Raw genomic sequence first — 17,127 nt, 5'->3', positions numbered from 1 at the left:
GCCTCGTTACGACCTATTGGTTGCGGTGCACCTTGAGCGTTGCGCCGGGCGGTAGCGCCGCCCCGTTCGTCTGGGTACGCCGAGTCTCAGAGCTGCCTGCTCGGCCGTACAGACATTCCCCAACTTGAAATCATGCCGCAAGATCTCCGGCCATAGTTCTGCTCCAGCTATGTAGCAGCTATGAGGTGGCCGAACCGAAACAAAGCCGCGTCACAGGTGCGTCACACAGAGCACACTCAGAAACTCCGCCGATACTAGTTGTCGTGAGTCGACCAGCCCCGCCCGCGCTGACCATCCGACATAACGGGTCCCAAGTCTCTTTCGAGGCCGGTTACGAGGTGGTCATCGGACGTGACCTACATGCCGACCTGCGCATACCGGATCCGCGCATCTCTCGCGCGCACTTGATACTTCGCTTCGACCAGGGCCGCTGGCTGGCCATCGACAATGGCTCCCTGAACGGGACCTACGTCAACGGCTACCGCATGCCCGTCGTCGACATCCACGACGGGCAAAGCATTCACGTCGGCAACCCGGCCGGTCCGCGGCTGACCTTTCAGATCGGACCGCAGCGTGGACAGGCCAGCCGACCGCCCGGCGTCAAACCCAGGTCGATGCACGACAGCGGGCCGCCGACGCTGGCCTGGTCGGTGACGCCGCCACCGCCGCCCCCGCCACCACCTGCACCGCGACCACACACCGGCCCTCCGCCGGGACGCCCCAAACCGCCGCCTGCGCCGCCGCCGCGGCGTCCGCAACGGCCGCCCGCGCCTGCCCGACCGGCGCCCCCTCCGGAAGAGGTCACCAGCGTCAATGTGGAGACGCCGCCGGCTGAATTCACTGTGATCGACGCCAAGTCGGCCGACGTGTCCAACTTGGCGACCCGCTTTGTGAAAATCCTCACCCAGCGGTCCGCCGGAGCGGCGAAGACGACCGGCACCGCCACCATCGGTCGGGCCGCCGACAACGACATCGTCGTTTCCGACGTGTTGGCCTCCCGCCAGCATGCGGTCCTGCAGACCACGCCGTTGGGCACCGAGATCCAGGACCGCAGCATCAACGGCACGTTCGTCAACGGGACGCGGGTCGGCTCAGCCATCTTGAGCGACGGCGACGTCGTCACCATCGGCAACGTCGACCTCGTCTTCAGCAAGGGCACCCTGGTGCCCCGCCGCGAATCCGCCACGCGCACCGGCGGTCTCGAGGTGCGCAACGTCAAATACGTTGTGGACAACGGCAAACAACTGCTGGACAACATCTCGCTGACCGCCCGGCCAGGCACCCTGACCGCGGTCATCGGCGGTTCGGGCGCCGGTAAGAGCACCCTGGCCCGGCTGATCGCCGGGTACGCCCGCCCCACCTCCGGGTCGGTCAGCTTCGAAGGCCACGACATCCACTCCGAGTACGCCTCACTGCGCAGCCGGATTGGCATCGTCCCGCAGGACGACGTGGTGCACCGGCAGCTGACGGTGAACCAAGCTCTGGGCTATGCCGCCGAGTTGCGGTTGCCGCCCGACACCTCCAAGGCCGACCGGGCCAGGGTGGTAACCCGGGTGCTCGAAGAACTCGACCTGACCAAGCACGCCGACACCCGCGTCGACAAGCTGTCCGGTGGTCAGCGCAAACGCGCCTCGGTGGCGCTCGAATTGCTCACCGGGCCATCGCTGTTGATCCTCGACGAGCCGACCTCAGGACTGGACCCGGCGCTGGACTACCAGGTCATGATGATGCTGCGGCAGCTGGCGGACGCGGGCCGCGTGGTGATCGTAGTGACGCACATGCTCTCGTACCTCGACACCTGCGATCAGCTGCTGTTGGTGGCCCCGGGCGGGAAGACCGCTTACTGCGGCACGCCCGACCAGATCGGTGATGCCATGGGCACCACCAACTGGGCGAAGATCTTCACCAAGGTGGGCGCCGACCCCGAGGAGGCCAACCGGCGGTTCGTCGCCCAAAGCGAGGCTGAGAAGCGACCGCAGAAGCCCGCGCTGGTGCGCGACGAGGAGCCCGGCGAACTCGGGGAACCGGTGCACACCAGCGTGCGCCGCCAGATCTCGACGGTGGCACGACGGCAGGTCCGCCTGGTGATCGCCGACCGTGCGTACTTCGTCTTCCTGGCGCTGCTGCCGTTCATCCTCGGTTCTCTTTCGCTGACGGTGCCCGGCAGCAACGGGTTTCATGCCCCCGGCCCCAATGCCGGGACGCCCGACGAAGCCGCCCAGATACTGGCCCTGCTGCTGCCCGCGGCGGCATTCATGGGGACGGCGCTGACCATCCGCGACCTGGTCGGCGAACGGGCCATCTTCCAGCGCGAGCAAGCCGTCGGGTTGTCCACTACCGCCTACCTGCTCGCGAAAACCGCGGTGTTCTGCGGTTTCGCCATCGTGCAGTCGGCGATCGTCACCGCCATCGTGGTGATCGGCAAGAGCACACCGACACGCGGCGCCGTACTGCTGGGCCATTCGACGACCGGGGCATCGGTGGAATTGTTCTTCACCGTCGCGGCCACCTGTGTCGCCTCGGCGATCCTCGGCCTGGCCATTTCGTCGCTGGTGCGCTCCAGCGAACAAATCATGCCGTTGTTCGTGGTGACGGTCATGGCACAGCTGGTGTTGTGCGGCGGGATGGTGCCGGTTACCGGCCGGCTCGGTTTGGATCAGCTGTCGTTTTCGATGCCGGCGCGGTGGGGGTACGCCGCAGCGGCGTCGACGGTGGATCTGCGGCATCTGGTGCCCGGTTCGCTGGTGTCCCAAGACCGGTTCTGGGAGCACACGTCGAAGGGTTGGCTCATCGACATGGGCATGCTGGGTGCCCTGTCGCTGTTCTACGCGACCTTCGTCAGGTGGAAGATCCGGTTGCGTCGCTAGGCGGGGTTGCCTAGATCTGTTCGGCGCTGCCTCGGAGGTGTGCTGAAGAGATTAATTCTCATTCTCACTCAAGAGCGGCCCAGCCAATGGCCGGCATCCAAACCGTCGCCCGGCCGTTAGAGTGGGCCTATTCATCCCCCGAAACGCGAAACATTCGATGTGGTCTCCCGCACGAACACCGATCCGAAGGGCATCGTGCGGGCCGTCGACGAATATGTCGTCCGACCGTGGGGGCTGTACCTGGCCCGGCCCACGCCGGGCCGCGCGCAATTCCACTACCTCGAGTCCTGGCTGCTGCCGTCATTAGGCCTGCGCGCCACGGTGTTCCACTTCAATGCGGGATATGAGCGCGACCAGGACTTCTACCTCGACATCGGTGAGTTCACTCCCGGCACCGCGGTGTGGCACGCCGAGGATCACTACGTGGACATCGAGGTGCGCACCGGACGCGACGTCGCTCTGGTCGACGTGGACGAACTCTTGGAGGCCGTCCGCCATGGCCTACTGACCGTCGATGTCGCCGAGCGGGCGCTGCACCGGGCCACCGCCGCCGTCGACGGGCTGGCCCGTAACGGCTATGACCTGAATCGCTGGCTGGCCACTGACGGCATGCAACTGACCTGGCGTGGGATGGGATAGCTGGGTCTGCCCGATGAATTCGTCCGGGCGGCGCGGTCTAACCGGTCGTGAACAAAACGAATCTGTCGATGTCGATTTCAGCGGACGGCTACGTCGCGGGCCCGCACCAAAGCCTCGATGAGCCGCTCGGCGTCGGCGGCCGCGCCCTGCACGAGTGGCACCTCGGCCCCGCCAAAAATCATCCGGTCAACCGGCAGGTGGTGTCGGACATGATGGACGGGATGGGGGCAACGATCATGGGGCGCAACATGTTCGGTCCGGTCCGTGGTGAGTGGGGCGATTCGGACTGGCGAGGATGGTGGGGTGACGTGCCGCCCTACCGGTGTCCGGTCTTCGTGCTCACTCACCATGCGCGTGACCCGATCACGATGGAGGGCGGCACCACGTTTCACTTCGTCACCGACGGCATCAGGTCTGCCTATGCTCAGGCGCAGGCCGTTGCCGGCGACCGGCCCATCTCCATTGCCGGTGGCGCCTCCTGCGGTCGGCAAGCGATTGCGGCAGGGCTCGTCGACGAGATCGACCTGCAGGTGAACCCGGTGCTTCTCGGGTCGGGGGAACGGCTGCTCGACGGCTTCACCTACGGGGAGCCCGAACTCGAACTGGTTCGGGTGCTCGAGGCGCCGGGCGTGGCCCACCTGCGCTACCGGGTTGTCCGTCGTTGATCGCCGACGCCCGGATCGGTTTGCGGCAGTTGCGGTGTCATATGCCGGCGCACTAGTTTCTGCCAGCGCCGCTGCCGGTAGCGGTAGATCCCGTTCGCAACCGCGACCACGGCGCCGGTCATGATTCCGGCATCGATGTCGACGGTGTCGCTGTAGCGGCAGGAATCCTGCCCAAGCGGTTCGACATGCAGGGTGTGGTTCCACGCCTTGAGAACACCGCCGTGTTCCTGGGTGCGGATCGTCCCGCTCGCCTCGTCGACCTCCACCACCTCGATGGTGTGCCGGTACACCGGCAGCACGTGAAACGCGACTAGCCATCCGGTGCCCCGCTCGCCGAGACGCAACGCTTCGGTGCGCCCGGCCAGCGCGGGAAAGCCGAATAGGCCCTTGCAGACGTAGAGGAATGTGGCCGGGGACAGCATCGCCGCCCACACGCGTTCGGCGTTGGTCGGCAAGATAGTTTCGACGTGAACGGTGCGCACGGCTGACTCCTTCGGACGTGAAGCACCCCAAATTGTGCTGCTAGCAACGCCCGATGACTACTCGCTTTTGTTCAGGAGACGCAGGATCGCCCCGACAGATCGCTTTCGGCAACGCAAGCAGCCCAAACAGGAGCGCGCCGCCGAGACCCGGCAGCGCATCCTGGATGCGGCGGCTCAGATTTTCGCCGAGTACGGGTACACCGCGGGTACCACCAATCGCATCGCCGAGCGGGCCGACGTGTCGATCGGCTCGCTGTATCAGTACTTTCCGAACAAGGACGCCGTGCTGCGGGCGCTGATGGACGCCCATGTGGACGCTGGCGCCCGGCTGCTAAGCGAGCGGTTGTCCGGTGGCCTGCCGGAGCGGCTCGAGGAGATGCTGCGGGTGTTCGTGCGGGCGACCATCGACAATCACCGGGACAATCCCCGGCTGCACCGGGTGTTGTTCGAGGAGGCGCCGCGGGCACCGCAGTTCCTTGACCGGCTGCACGAGCTCGAGGAGTTCAGCGTCGCGATGGCCGCGGGGCTGCTCGAGCAGCATCCGGAGGTGCGGGCCACCAGTCGATTGCACGCGCAGGTGGTCGTCGCGACCATCGACTCGCTGGTGCACCGCCTGGTTACCTCTCCGAATCCGGCGGAGGTCAGCGACGTCGAAGACGAGATCGTGCGCCTACTCTCCAGTTATCTGCGCGACTGACGCCCGCTTCATCGAGCCTCCAGCAGGGCGTCTAGATCGGCGATTGCCCGCAATGTGTCGTTGAGATGTGTACACGTGCTGGTGCCGACGAATTCACCACGGACCCGGTCGCGTAACTCGGCCAGCGGCATGCCCTGGATACGCGCCGCGCTGCCGATGGCGGCCGGGCATTCCTGCCATGGCAACACCCGTACCTCGGCCCTGACCGATTTGACGGTGCGCGTTAACTCATCGACCGTCCCGGTGACGGTGTACTCGTGCACGATCGTCTCGACGAGGTCGTCGTCCATATGCGAGTCGCGGAAGTGCGCGTCGAAACCGACGAAACCCGTTGCTGCCGGCCACATATCGAGTCGGCGGAACCTGCGCATGCCTTGGGCCCGAAGCGGTTCCACGTGATGGAGCCCGTGCAGCGGCGGCGCCTGGGGGCCGCGGCCCGTAGGGATCATGTCGTGCTCGCGCGTGTACTCGATCAACGACGCCTGCGGCGCGAAACCCGCGCAGATCCCGGTGATCCGATCGGCGACACCTGCGGGCAGCTTCTCCTCGGTGCCCGAGATGATCGCGGTGTACTGAGTGGCGTAGCCCGACACCAGCGCCGCACCAACCCAGTCGTCCAGCAGTAGATGCAGCAGCGTCGCCCGCTGCGCTTCCTCGGCTAGCAGCGTGCCGACTTTGGTTCGAAAGCCCGGGCCGACTCGTGAGCCCCGCAGCGCGTCCAGGCCGGTGACGTGTGGCGTCGCCTGGATGCCGTCGATGACCTGATCGCTCAGGTGTGCGCTGATCCGGATTTCCCCCAGCACCTCGACGCTGCCCGCTGCGGACTTCGCCGCGTCGCGAGCCCGCAAATCCACCACCGCGCCGCGCTTTTCGTCCGGATGGGTGTCAATGGTGCTGGTTCGTCGCCGCCGGCCCGCCACCAGCGGCGGCGTCCCGTCGGTGACGGGTCGCCGGGGTCCGAGGATGTCGGTGACGAACGGCACCGAGCTACGGCTTCCAGCCGGTCGCGTCCGCCCACTCCCAGGCCCGGCGATACGCCTCGGAGAACCAGGGTTCCTTCGCGGTGACATAGCGGACGATGTCGCCGTCGGCGCCGTCGGCTGCCGCCCGCTTGACGTCGGCGTACTCGGCGCGCGCCTGTGGGTCGGCGGTGAGCCAGTCGACGAACAGCAGCGCGAATTCTTGATTGGGTCGGCTGAGGGCGCGGATGTGCACGTTGGTCGGCCGGCCAGGATCGGCCGAGGCGTGAAGTCGCTTGTCCCACAACGCCGGATTGACGCCGTGGTCGTAGTGCGTGGCGGTACTGCGCAGGTCGTCCTGGGCCGCGTCCTGCACGATGTGCTCAAGCCGGGGGTAACCGGCCGCAAGCAACGGCTCGACGAGCTCGTCGGCGACATCCAGCGATGTGACGGTGATCTGAATGTCGATGACGTCCTTGGCGTCGAAGTCGGGCACCGCCGTCGACCCGATGTGGTCGATCCGCACAGCGCGGTGACCGCACGCGGTGTTCAGCCGGTTGATGATGCGGCGCGCCTGATCGGGCCACGTCGGATCCGCCGGCACCAACCGTACTGGGGCGGGGGCATACTGGCGCTCGCTCAGGTTGTGGGCGAACGGCAGGATCCGGTTCCGCCACACGTCGCGCGCACGTTCGGCCAACGACTCGGGGTCACCGGAGTTGTCCATCCAGATGTCGGCGACGGCGCGACGCTGCTCGTCGGTGGCTTGAGCGGCGATGCGGGCTCGGGCGTCGTCTTCGGCCATGCCGCGTTGCTCGACCAAGCGCTTGACGCGTAGTTCGACGTCGGCGTGCACGATCACCACGAGCGGAAACAGCGGCGCCATCCCCGATTCCACGAGCAGTGGAATGTCTTCGACGACAACGGCATCCTGGGCCACCGCGGCGATGATCTCGGCGCGACGCTTCCCCACCAGCGGATGCACGATACCGTTGAGCTTGGCCCGCGCTTCGTCATCGCGAAACGCTTTGGCCGCCAACGCCGGTCGATCCAACGATCCGTCGGGACGCAGAATGTCCTCGCCGAACGCGTCGACCAGCGCGGCCAACCCCTCGGTGCCGGGCTCTACGACTTCGCGGGCGATCACGTCCCCGTCGACGATGATTCCGCCGCACTGCGAAAACGTCGTGGACAGCGCCGATTTACCGGCGCCGATGCCGCCGGTGAGCCCGATGCGCAGCATTCGCGACCCGGGTTAGGCGCTGCCGGCGAGCTTTTCCCGCAGGGCGGCCAACTGCGCGTCGCTGGCCAGCGAACCACCGGCGCTCTTCTCCGACGAGGAGCTGCTCGACGACGACTGACCGCCGCCACCGTGGTCAGCGGCCTCGGCCGCGGCGAACTTCTCCATCTGCGCGGTATGCATCTTGTGGCGGCGCTCGGCCTCGGCGTAGCGGGCCTCCCACTCGGCGCGCTGGGCGTCGAAACCTTCCATCCACTCGTTGGTTTCGGCGTCGAAGCCCTCGGGGAAGATGTAGTTGCCCTGATCGTCGTAACTGTCGGCCATGCCGTACTTGGCAGGGTCGAACTCGTCGGTGTAGTCCTCGTTGGCCTGCTTGAGCGACAACGAAATTCGGCGACGTTCCAGGTCGATGTCGATGACCTTGACCATCGCGTCGTCGCCGACGGCCACCACCTGGTCGGGCACCTCAACGTGACGCTCGGCGAGCTCGGAGATGTGCACCAGACCTTCGATGCCCTCTTCGACGCGCACGAACGCACCGAACGGAACCAGCTTGGTGACCTTGCCGGGCACGATCTGGCCGATGGCATGGGTGCGGGCGAAGTGCCGCCACGGGTCTTCCTGAGTCGCCTTGAGCGACAATGAAACCCGCTCGCGGTCCATGTCGACGTCGAGCACCTCGACGGTGACCTCGTCGCCCACCTGAACCACCTCGGACGGGTGGTCGATGTGCTTCCAGGACAACTCGGAGACGTGCACCAGGCCGTCCACCCCGCCCAAGTCGACGAAGGCGCCGAAGTTGACGATGGACGAGACGACACCCTTGCGAATGGCGCCCTTTTGCAGCTGGTTGAGGAACTCGCTGCGCACCTCGGACTGGGTCTGCTCCAGCCAGGCCCGCCGCGACAGGACCACGTTGTTGCGGTTCTTGTCCAGCTCGATGATCTTGGCTTCGATTTCCTTGCCGATGTAGGGCTGCAGGTCGCGCACGCGGCGCATCTCGACCAGCGAGGCCGGCAAGAAGCCGCGCAGTCCGATGTCGAGGATCAGGCCACCCTTGACCACCTCGATGACCGTGCCCTTGACCGCCTCGTCCTTCTCCTTGAGCGCCTCGATGGTGCCCCAGGCGCGCTCGTATTGCGCGCGCTTCTTGGAGAGGATGAGCCGTCCTTCTTTGTCCTCCTTGGTGAGGACCAGGGCTTCCACCTCGTCACCGACGGACACAACCTCGTTGGGGTCGACGTCGTGCTTGATGGACAGCTCGCGGGCGGGGATGACCCCTTCGGTCTTGTAGCCGATGTCGAGGAGCACCTCGTCCCGGTCAACTTTGACGATCGTGCCTTCGACGATGTCGCCATCGTTGAAGTACTTGATCGTTTTGTCTATTGCTGCGAGAAAGTCCTCGGAGGAGCCAATGTCGTTGACGGCTACTTGCGGGGAGGTGACGGCGGGACTCGGCATATTGTTGGGTTGCTCCGGACAGGGTGAGTCGTAGGGACGTGGGACTTGAGTTATTGATGTGACCCGCCATCGAGCACCGACGGGTATCTGTCGAGGCTACTCGACTGCATCCATGCTGGACAAACTCGGCCAGTTCAGCTGGCAGATCGTCTGCAGCTTACCGGGCGGTTCGCGCCCCCGCAGCAGGACCCGCCATACCTCCCCCCCAGTCCAGAAGTATGGCGGGTGGCTGCCGCAGTCAAACCGACCGTGAAAGCTAGGTCTTGTCGGAGTCGAACGCATCCTTGATCTTGCCGACAACGCCCTTTTCGGTGCCGAATGCGGGGGTTCGCGGTTCGCCCCAGCTGCCGTCGTAGGTGACATAGAGCTTCGGGTCCGGCGGGGGGCCGTGCTGGATGTCTCCCAACGGCGTGGTGTCGGTGCGGAATCGCATGGCATGGCTGCCGTCGGGCCCGGTCCCGAACGCCCAGCGGCCCTTGTCCGCGTCAGGTCCGTCGGACAGGTGCCACAGCTCGCTGGCGTGTTCCTGGTACTCCTCATCCATCAGGTCGTTGGGCGCCACCACGCCTTCCAGCCCGTCGGCCTGAAGTTCCTCGATCGCCGCCAGCCACATGTTCTGGTGGTAGGTGTCGCGGGCCAAGTTGAACTTCAGCATGGCCTTTACACCCGGGTCGTCGGTCATGTGCCACAGTCGCGCGGTTTGCACCCGGCCCTGCGCTTCGGCGGCGACGTTGGCGTAGAAGTCGGCGAGCAGATTTCCGGACGCCACAATGTACTTGCCGTTCCATGACTGCCCTTGGCTGTCGGAAAGCGTCGGCGCACCGCCCGAAACGATCGCCTGCTGCGGATCCATACCGCCCATGACCGCGGCCACCACGGGATCACCGAGGGCGTTCTGCGTGGCGTCGGTTGCCGGAGCGCCCTCCAGCAGCCGCGCGATCATGGTGGCGATCATCTCGACGTGACCGATCTCCTCGGTCGCGACGTCCATGATCAAGTCCTTGTATTTACCTTTCATACGACAGTTCCAGCCCTGCATGAGGTACTGCATGGTGACTGTCATCTCCCCGAACGCACCGCCGAGAAGCTCTTGCAGCTTGCGTGCATACACGGGGTCGGGCTTTTCCGGCTTCACGTCGAACTGCAAATAATCGGTATGCCTAAACATCAGAAACCCCAATTCAATTGCTTAATGGGTCGGCCACGCTGGACCGCGGACCCCGCACCAGGCTGTACGGGCCACCTCGCAGTACCCGGGGGTTAGTAAGGCAAACCTATGTCGGCGAAAACCTTTGGATGTTTAGCGACTCCGGCGCCGGGAACCGCTGGCCATGGAGGATTCACCAGGACAAGCCGCCGACGTGTCCGGTGGCAGACAACGCCAGCAATACTTGACTCGCTTGTGCCGCTTGGTTTTTCGCGTGCTTTCGCCGAGGAGTCGGTGCTGTGGCCAGAGCATCACGAATTGTGGAAGCGCATTGTGCAACTGCTGCGCGAGGACGTGCGCGACGAAGGGGACCGCTTGTTGCCGATGCTGCAGCGCGGTGTATCGCGACGCACGTTGATAGCGCTGGCGGCCGCCCCCACGCGGCCACATCCGGAACTAGTGCGCCGCGGCGTCCCACGAACGGCCGTAACCCACCGACACCTCTAGCGGGACATCCAACGGGTAGGCGCCTCCCATCTTGTCGCGGGCCAGCGCCTCGACCTGTTCCCGCTCACCGGGGGCGATCTCGAACAACAGCTCGTCGTGCACCTGCAGCAGCATGCGCGACGCCAGTCCCGCCTCTTTGATCGCCTTGTCGACCTCGATCATGGCGACCTTGATGATGTCGGCCGCGCTGCCCTGGATCGGCGCGTTGAGCGCCGCGCGTTCGGCGGCCTCGCGCACCTGCCGATTGCTGCTGTCCAGCTCCGGAAGGTAGCGCCGGCGACCCAAGACGGTGGAGGTGTAACCGTCCTTGCGGGCCTGCTCGACCACAGCGAACAGGTAGTCCCGAATTCCACCGAACCGCGCGAAGTACTGGTCCATCTGCACCTTCGCCTCCTCGGTGGAGATGTTGAGCTGCGCGGCCAGCCCGTAGGCACTCAGCCCGTAGGCCAGCCCGTACGACATCGCCTTGACCCGGCGGCGCAGCTCGGCGGTGACCTCCTCGATCGGCACGCCGAACGCCCGCGATGCGACGAAGGAGTGCAGGTCCTCACCGGTGTTGAACGCTTCGATCAGTCCTTCGTCGCGCGACAGGTGCGCCATGATCCGCATCTCGATCTGGCTGTAGTCGGCGGTCATCAGTTCCGCGTAACCGTCGCCGACTACGAACGCGTCGCGGATCTGCCGCCCGGCGTCGGTACGGATGGGGATGTTCTGCAGGTTCGGCTCGGTGGACGACAGCCGCCCGGTCGCCGCGATCGTCTGGTTGAAGGTGGTGTGGATGCGGCCGTCACCGGCGACCGAGTTCAGCAGCCCGTCGACGGTGACCTTGAGCCGGGTGACGTCGCGGTGGGCGAGCAGATGCTGCAGGAACGGGTGGCCGGTCTTGTCGAACAACGACTGCAGCGCGTCGGCGTCGGTGGTGTAGCCGGTTTTGGTGCGCTTGGTCTTCGGCATGCCGAGTTCGTCGAACAGGACCACCTGCAACTGCTTGGGCGAGCCGAGGTTGATCTGTTTGCCGATGACGGCGTAGGCGGCTTCGGCCGCGTCGCGGATTTGGTCGGCGAATTGGCTTTGCAGCTCGGTCAGCATCGGCAGGTCGACGGCGATGCCGTGGGACTCCATGTCGGCCAGTGCCCGCAGCACCGGCAGCTCCATGTCACCCAGCAGTGCGGTGGAGTCGATGCGGGCCAGCTCGGCGTCGAGCGCATCGGCCAGGTCGATGACGGCCCGAGCCCGCAGGATGCTGGTTTGGACGGCCTGCTCGTCCACTCCCTCCATGTCGTCGAGCAGCGAAAGTTGTTGCTGCTCTGGCGTTTCGGCGCGCAGCTCGCGGCGCAGGTAGCGCAGCGACAGATCGTCGAGGGCGAAGCTGCGCTGACCCGGCCGGACCAGGTACGCGGCCAACGCGGTGTCGGAGGTGATGCCGTTGAGGGTCCAGCCGCGGCCCGCGACGTCGTGAATGGCCAGCTTCGCCTCGTGCAGCGCCTTTGGCTTGTCCGGGTCGGAAAGCCAGTCGGCCAGCGCCTGGTCGTCGTCGGGAGTCAACGTGGTGGTGTCGATGTAGGCGCCGTCACCGTCGGCCGCGGCGATCGCCAGTGCGGTGGCGTCCCCGCCGTGCGGCAGGTGGGTGCCGACCACGGTCAGGCCGGAGCGACGCCCGTCGCCGACGTGCTGGGCCAGCCACTGCGCGACGGTGCCGGGTTCCAGCGCGCCGCCGCGTACGTCGAATCCCTCGTCGACTTCGGGTTCGACGGCGGCCAGCGTCTCGAACAGCCGGTCGCGCAGCACCCGGAATTCCAAGTCGTCGAAGAGCCGGTGAATGTGGTCGCGGTCCCAGGGCTGCAGCCGCAGCGTGTCCGGTGTCTGGGCCAGCGGCACGTCGCGGATCAGTTCGGTCAGATCGCGGTTACGGATCACGTTGGCCAGATGCGCACGCAACGCATCGCCGACCTTGCCGCGCACCGAATCGACGTTGTCCACCAGCGCCTGCAGAGAGCCGTATTCGATGATCCACTTGGAGGCGGTCTTCTCCCCCACCCCGGGTATGCCGGGAAGGTTGTCGCTGGGGTCGCCGCGCAGCGCGGCGAAGTCGGGATACTGCTTTGGGGTCAGACCGTATTTCTCGACGACCGCTTCGGGGGTGAAACGGGTGAGTTCACTGACCCCTTTGCGCGGGTAGAGCACCGTCACGTCATCGGAGACCAGCTGCAGGGAGTCGCGGTCGCCGGTGACCACTAGAACGCGGTATCCCTCGTGCTCGCCCTGAGTGGCCAAGGTGGCGATGAGGTCGTCGGCTTCGAATCGCGCTTCGGACAGCACGGTGATGCCCAACGCATTGAGCACTTCTTTGGTGATGTCGATCTGGCCGTGGAACTCGTCGGGCGTCGAGGACCGGTTGGCCTTGTATTCGGGGTAGCGCTCGGAGCGAAACGTCTGACGCGACACGTCGAACGCCGCCGCAATGTGTGTGGGCGCCTCGTCGCGCAACAGATTGATCAGCATGGCGGTGAAGCCGTAGACCGCGTTGGTGGTCAGCCCGCCGCGGGTCTTGAAGTTCTCCGCGGGTAGCGCATAGAACGCCCGGAACGCCAGCGAATTGCCGTCCAGCAACATCAAGGTGGGCTTGGCGGAATCCGCGCTGGCGGCAACGGCAGTACTCACGGCTCACACTCTAGGCACCCGGTGTGACGCACGACGCCTGCGTGGGCGCCCGCGAAACTGCAACACGTTTCAGTTTTGCGGTTTCGGCGGATAGGCTGGCCCGGTGCCCGAGGTCACCTATCAACAGCCGGCGATCGACGGATGGTTCGCCACCGACGACGCCGACAACCCGTATCTGATCGGCAGTAAGTGCCCGAAATGCGGGACTTACGTGTTCCCGCCCGTCCAATCAGGGAGTGAGAGCAATTGTCCCAATCCCGGTTGCGACGGTGACAAACTAGAGTCCGTCGCGTTGTCGCGCCGCGGGACGCTGTGGAGCTACACGGAGAACCGTTACGCGCCCCCTCCGCCGTATCCCTCCCCGGATCCGTTCGAGCCGTTCGCCGTGGCCGCGGTGCAATTGGCCGACGAGGGGCTGATCGTGCTGGGCAAAGTGGTCGAGGGGACGCTGGCCGCCGATCTCAAGGTGGGTATGGAGATGGAATTGACGACGATGCCGCTGTTCACTGACGACGACGGCGTCGAGCGGATCGTCTATGCGTGGAGGATCGCCTGATCATGAGCACCCCCGAACCGCTGTACATCCTCGGCGCGGGCATGCACCCGTGGGGCAAATGGGGCCGCGATTTCACCGAATACGGCGTCGTCGCGGCCCGAGCGGCCCTCGCCGAGGCCGGCCTGGACTGGCGGCAGATCCAATTGGTGGCCGGCGCGGACACCATCCGCAACGGCTACCCGGGGTTCGTGGCGGGCGCGACGTTCGCCCAGAAGCTGGGCTGGAACGGGGTTCCGGTCAGCTCCAGCTATGCCGCGTGCGCCAGCGGGTCACAGGCGCTGCAGAGTGCCCGCGCGCAGATCTTGGCCGGGTTCTGCGACGTCGCGCTGGTCATCGGCGCCGACACGACGCCCAAGGGGTTCTTCGCCCCGGTCGGCGGCGAGCGCAAGAACGACCCCGACTGGCAGCGTTTCCATCTGATCGGCGCGACGAACACGGTCTACTTCGCGCTGCTGGCGCGGCGGCGCATGGACTTGTACGGCGCCACGCTCGAGGACTTCGCGCAGGTGAAGGTCAAGAACGCCAGACACGGGCTGAACAACCCAAATGCGCGGTACCGCAAGGAAAGTTCCATCGAAGATGTGCTGGCCAGTCCGGTCGTCTCCGATCCCCTTCGGCTGCTTGACATTTGCGCAACCTCGGACGGTGCGGCCGCGTTGATCGTCGCGAGCAAGTCCTTCGCCGAGAAGCATCTTGGGTCGGTCGAAGGTGTGCCGTCGGTGCGGGCGATCAGCACTGTGACGCCCCAGTACCCGCAGCATCTGCCCGAATTGCCGGACATCGCAACCGATTCCACCGCCGTCGTCCCTGCGCCGGAGCGGGTGTTCAAGGACCAGATTCTGGACGCCGCCTACGCCGAGGCCGGTATCGGCCCGCAGGACTTGAGCCTGGCCGAGGTGTATGACCTGTCCACCGCGCTGGAGCTGGATTGGTACGAACACTTGGGGCTGTGCGCCAAGGGTGAAGCCGAGTCGCTGTTGCGCAGCGGCGCGACCGCCATCGGCGGTCGCATACCGGTCAACCCGTCGGGTGGGCTGGCGTGTTTCGGGGAAGCCATTCCGGCGCAGGCGATCGCTCAGGTCTGCGAGTTGACCTGGCAGCTGCGTGGGCAGGCCACCGGCCGGCAGGTGGAGAACGCCAAGGTCGGCATCACCGCCAACCAGGGGTTGTTCGGACACGGCTCGTCGGTGATCGTCGCGCGCTAGTCGCTTCCCTTGGCGCGAGGGTGCGCTGTCGGCTGGCCCGCCGCTGGGCTCAGGTGTCCAGGGTCTCCAGCACCACTTCGGCGACGCGTTTCATCGTGGTGCGGCGGTCCATCGCGGCCCGCTGAATCCACTTGAACGCTTCCGGCTCGGTCATGCCCTGCTTGGTCTGCAGGACACCCTTGGCGCGTTCGACGAGCTTGCGGGTCTCCAGCCGGTCGGTCAGGGTCTCCACTTCGCGCTCCAGCGCGGTGAGCTCACTGAAGCGGCTGACGGCCAATTCGATGGCCGGGACCAAGTCGCTGGCGGTGAAGGGCTTGACCAGATAGGCCATCGCCCCGGCGTCGCGCGCCCGCTCGACCAGGTCGCGCTGGCTGAACGCCGTCAAGACCACGATCGGGGCGATCCGTTTACTGGCGATCTCCGAAGCCGCATCGATCCCGTCGCGGCGCGGCATCTTCACGTCCATGATCACCAGATCAGGCGTATGCCGTTCGGCGAGCTCGACGGCTTCTTGGCCGTCGCCGGCTTCGCCGACTATCTCGTACCCCTCCTCTCGCAGCATTTCAGCCAGATCCATGCGGATGAGCGCTTCGTCCTCAGCGATGAGGACCCGGCGCGGCGGAGCGGCGTTGGCGTTAGTGGTGGGGCCCGTCATGCCGAACATTGTGTCGTGGGCGGGTGCGAACAGGAACCTCGGGGCCTCATCTAAGGTAGGGAGCCGGATAAAGTCGCACCCGGCCCTCGTATCCCAACTGGCAGAGGAAACGGATTCAAAACCCGTACAGTGTGAGTTCGAATCTCACCGAGGGCACCTCTATGTGCAGGTCGCCAGAGCCGTCAGGCAGATGGTTAGCAGCCCCGATCCCGACGGACTTTTGCTGGCATCGCTAAATGTCGAGCTCAACCGCTACCCTTGAATTCGTGGCGGCTAAGAAGTGCGGCGCCCCACCGACCGAAGCGGACGGCCTCAACCAACGCCCCGACTGTGTAGCGGCGGTGCGGGCTCAGAACCGCGCTCCAAAACAGCACTACGCCGACAGCGCCGCCCGCCGAGCCCGGGTTCTCAACGTCACCGCCGCCATGGCCGTGGTGGTCTGCGCCTGTTTCACCGTCTTGGGCGTCTGGCCAGGTCCCCTGGTGTGGCACATCCAGGCAATCAACACCATCGCCGCCGTGATCTTCGCGATGGTGCCACTGCTGCATCGCTTCGGTGAACTGGTCGCGCCGTTGACGTTCACCTTCTCGGCCTACGTGGTGATCTTTCTGATCTGCTGGAACATCGGTACCGGCTCGGGTGTGCAGTTCTACCTGATCACCAGCGCCAGCTTGGTGGTGCTGCAACTCGGCGTCGAACATTTCCGGCTCGCGGTCGCGCTGGCGATCATCGGTGCGGTGCTGATCGTCACACTGCAGTTCCACGTTCCCCGCTCGACCGGCGTCGAGTCACCTCTGGCGCTGTCCCTGAGCTTCATCGTGACGACGTTCTCCGCCTGCCTGATGGTGGTCGTGACCGTATGGTTCGCGCTGCGGGACACCCAACGCGCCGAGACGGTCATGGAGGCCGAGTACGCGCGGTCGGAGGCCCTGCTCGCCAACATGTTGCCCGCCAGCATCGCCGCTCGCCTCAAGGAGCCCGAACGACGCATTATCGCCGACAAATACGACGATGCCTCGGTGCTGTTCGCCGACATCGTGGGCTTCACCGAGCGGGCCAGCAGCACCGCACCCGCCGACCTCGTCCGCTTCTTGGATCGTCTGTACGGCTCCTTCGACGCACTGGTGGATAAGCACGGCCTGGAGAAGATCAAGGTCAGCGGCGACTCGTACATGGTCGTCAGCGGTGTGCCGCGGCCACGGCCCGACCACCTGCATGCGTTGGCGGACTTCGCCATCGACATGGTCGCCACGGCCGCCGAACTCAAAGACCCGCACGGCCTTTCCGTACCGCTGCGGGTGGGCATGGCGGCCGGGCCCGTGGTCGCTGGCGTGGTGGGTTCGCGCCGCTTCTTCTACGACGTCTGGGGTGACGCGGTCAACGTCG

The 17,127-nt window shown here is 65.8% G+C and carries 14 protein-coding genes and 1 tRNA gene; 8 read left to right on the top strand and 7 right to left on the bottom strand.

Translation table 11 applies throughout. The features are described from left to right. The first annotated feature begins 263 nt into the window (after nucleotides 1-263). From A9W95_RS03680 to A9W95_RS03670, 3 genes are all read left to right on the top strand, one after another. Nucleotides 264-2,867, top strand: coding sequence for an FHA domain-containing protein (locus A9W95_RS03680; RefSeq protein ID WP_082982870.1), 2,604 nt, complete (start codon nucleotides 264-266; stop codon nucleotides 2,865-2,867). Nucleotides 2,868-3,062: 195 nt separating this feature from the next. Further along, nucleotides 3,063-3,506, top strand: coding sequence for a DUF402 domain-containing protein (locus tag A9W95_RS03675; RefSeq protein ID WP_067409286.1), 444 nt, complete (start codon nucleotides 3,063-3,065; stop codon nucleotides 3,504-3,506). 47 nt (nucleotides 3,507-3,553) lie between these two features. Continuing rightward, complete coding sequence (locus tag A9W95_RS03670) at nucleotides 3,554-4,171, top strand: dihydrofolate reductase family protein (protein WP_067409273.1); 618 nt, start codon at nucleotides 3,554-3,556, stop codon at nucleotides 4,169-4,171. Here the strand turns inward: A9W95_RS03670 and A9W95_RS03665 are convergent. Beyond that, a complete protein-coding gene (locus tag A9W95_RS03665; protein ID WP_067409272.1) occupies nucleotides 4,150-4,653 on the bottom strand; it encodes a hypothetical protein in 504 nt (167 codons plus the stop codon). The genes A9W95_RS03670 and A9W95_RS03665 overlap by 22 nt on opposite strands. Before the next feature lie 34 nt (nucleotides 4,654-4,687). Between A9W95_RS03665 and A9W95_RS03660 the strand changes: the two genes are divergently transcribed. Continuing rightward, nucleotides 4,688-5,350: a TetR/AcrR family transcriptional regulator gene (locus tag A9W95_RS03660; protein WP_253851548.1), complete on the top strand. Its 663-nt coding sequence runs from the start codon at nucleotides 4,688-4,690 to the stop codon at nucleotides 5,348-5,350. A gap of 8 nt (nucleotides 5,351-5,358) precedes the next feature. On the opposite strand, the gene A9W95_RS03655 is transcribed toward A9W95_RS03660, so the two are convergent. From A9W95_RS03655 to polA, 5 genes are all read right to left on the bottom strand, one after another. Further along, the gene (locus A9W95_RS03655; protein WP_067409271.1) at nucleotides 5,359-6,333 is read right to left on the bottom strand and encodes a DUF2889 domain-containing protein; all 975 of its coding nucleotides are present in this window, start codon (nucleotides 6,331-6,333) and stop codon (nucleotides 5,359-5,361) included. Nucleotides 6,334-6,337: 4 nt separating this feature from the next. After that, complete coding sequence (gene coaE, locus A9W95_RS03650) at nucleotides 6,338-7,552, bottom strand: dephospho-CoA kinase (protein WP_067409270.1); 1,215 nt, start codon at nucleotides 7,550-7,552, stop codon at nucleotides 6,338-6,340. 12 nt (nucleotides 7,553-7,564) lie between these two features. Then, a complete protein-coding gene (gene rpsA, locus A9W95_RS03645) occupies nucleotides 7,565-9,010 on the bottom strand; it encodes a 30S ribosomal protein S1 (protein WP_067409269.1) in 1,446 nt (481 codons plus the stop codon). Nucleotides 9,011-9,266: 256 nt separating this feature from the next. Then, nucleotides 9,267-10,178 carry a manganese catalase family protein gene (locus A9W95_RS03640; RefSeq protein WP_067409268.1) on the bottom strand — a complete coding sequence of 304 codons (912 nt, stop codon included), beginning with the start codon at nucleotides 10,176-10,178 and terminating at the stop codon, nucleotides 9,267-9,269. Between the two features lie 435 nt (nucleotides 10,179-10,613). Continuing rightward, nucleotides 10,614-13,277: a DNA polymerase I gene (gene polA / locus A9W95_RS03635; protein WP_067409284.1), complete on the bottom strand. Its 2,664-nt coding sequence runs from the start codon at nucleotides 13,275-13,277 to the stop codon at nucleotides 10,614-10,616. Nucleotides 13,278-13,428: 151 nt separating this feature from the next. Between polA and A9W95_RS03630 the strand changes: the two genes are divergently transcribed. Together A9W95_RS03630 and A9W95_RS03625 are read left to right on the top strand one after the other, a co-directional pair. Further along, nucleotides 13,429-13,881, top strand: coding sequence for a Zn-ribbon domain-containing OB-fold protein (locus A9W95_RS03630; RefSeq protein WP_067409267.1), 453 nt, complete (start codon nucleotides 13,429-13,431; stop codon nucleotides 13,879-13,881). Further along, entirely contained in the window at nucleotides 13,878-15,086 is a 1,209-nt protein-coding gene (locus A9W95_RS03625) for a lipid-transfer protein (RefSeq protein WP_172826548.1), read from the top strand. The genes A9W95_RS03630 and A9W95_RS03625 overlap by 4 nt, the downstream gene beginning before the upstream one ends. A 49-nt stretch (nucleotides 15,087-15,135) precedes the next feature. On the opposite strand, the gene A9W95_RS03620 is transcribed toward A9W95_RS03625, so the two are convergent. Beyond that, nucleotides 15,136-15,741, bottom strand: a complete 606-nt coding sequence (locus A9W95_RS03620; protein WP_067409282.1) for an ANTAR domain-containing response regulator — start codon at nucleotides 15,739-15,741, stop codon at nucleotides 15,136-15,138. A gap of 82 nt (nucleotides 15,742-15,823) precedes the next feature. Here A9W95_RS03620 and A9W95_RS03615 point away from each other — a divergent pair. Together A9W95_RS03615 and A9W95_RS03610 are read left to right on the top strand one after the other, a co-directional pair. After that, a tRNA-Leu gene (locus A9W95_RS03615) sits at nucleotides 15,824-15,897 on the top strand. Nucleotides 15,898-16,007: 110 nt separating this feature from the next. Continuing rightward, nucleotides 16,008-17,127: adenylate/guanylate cyclase domain-containing protein (locus A9W95_RS03610; protein ID WP_067409266.1), on the top strand; the 1,120-nt coding region annotated here is incomplete at its 3' end.

Source organism: Mycobacterium sp. 1423905.2 (genome assembly GCF_001673155.1).
Lineage (GTDB): Bacteria > Actinomycetota > Actinomycetes > Mycobacteriales > Mycobacteriaceae > Mycobacterium.
This window is presented reverse-complemented; position numbering and strand designations above follow the sequence as displayed.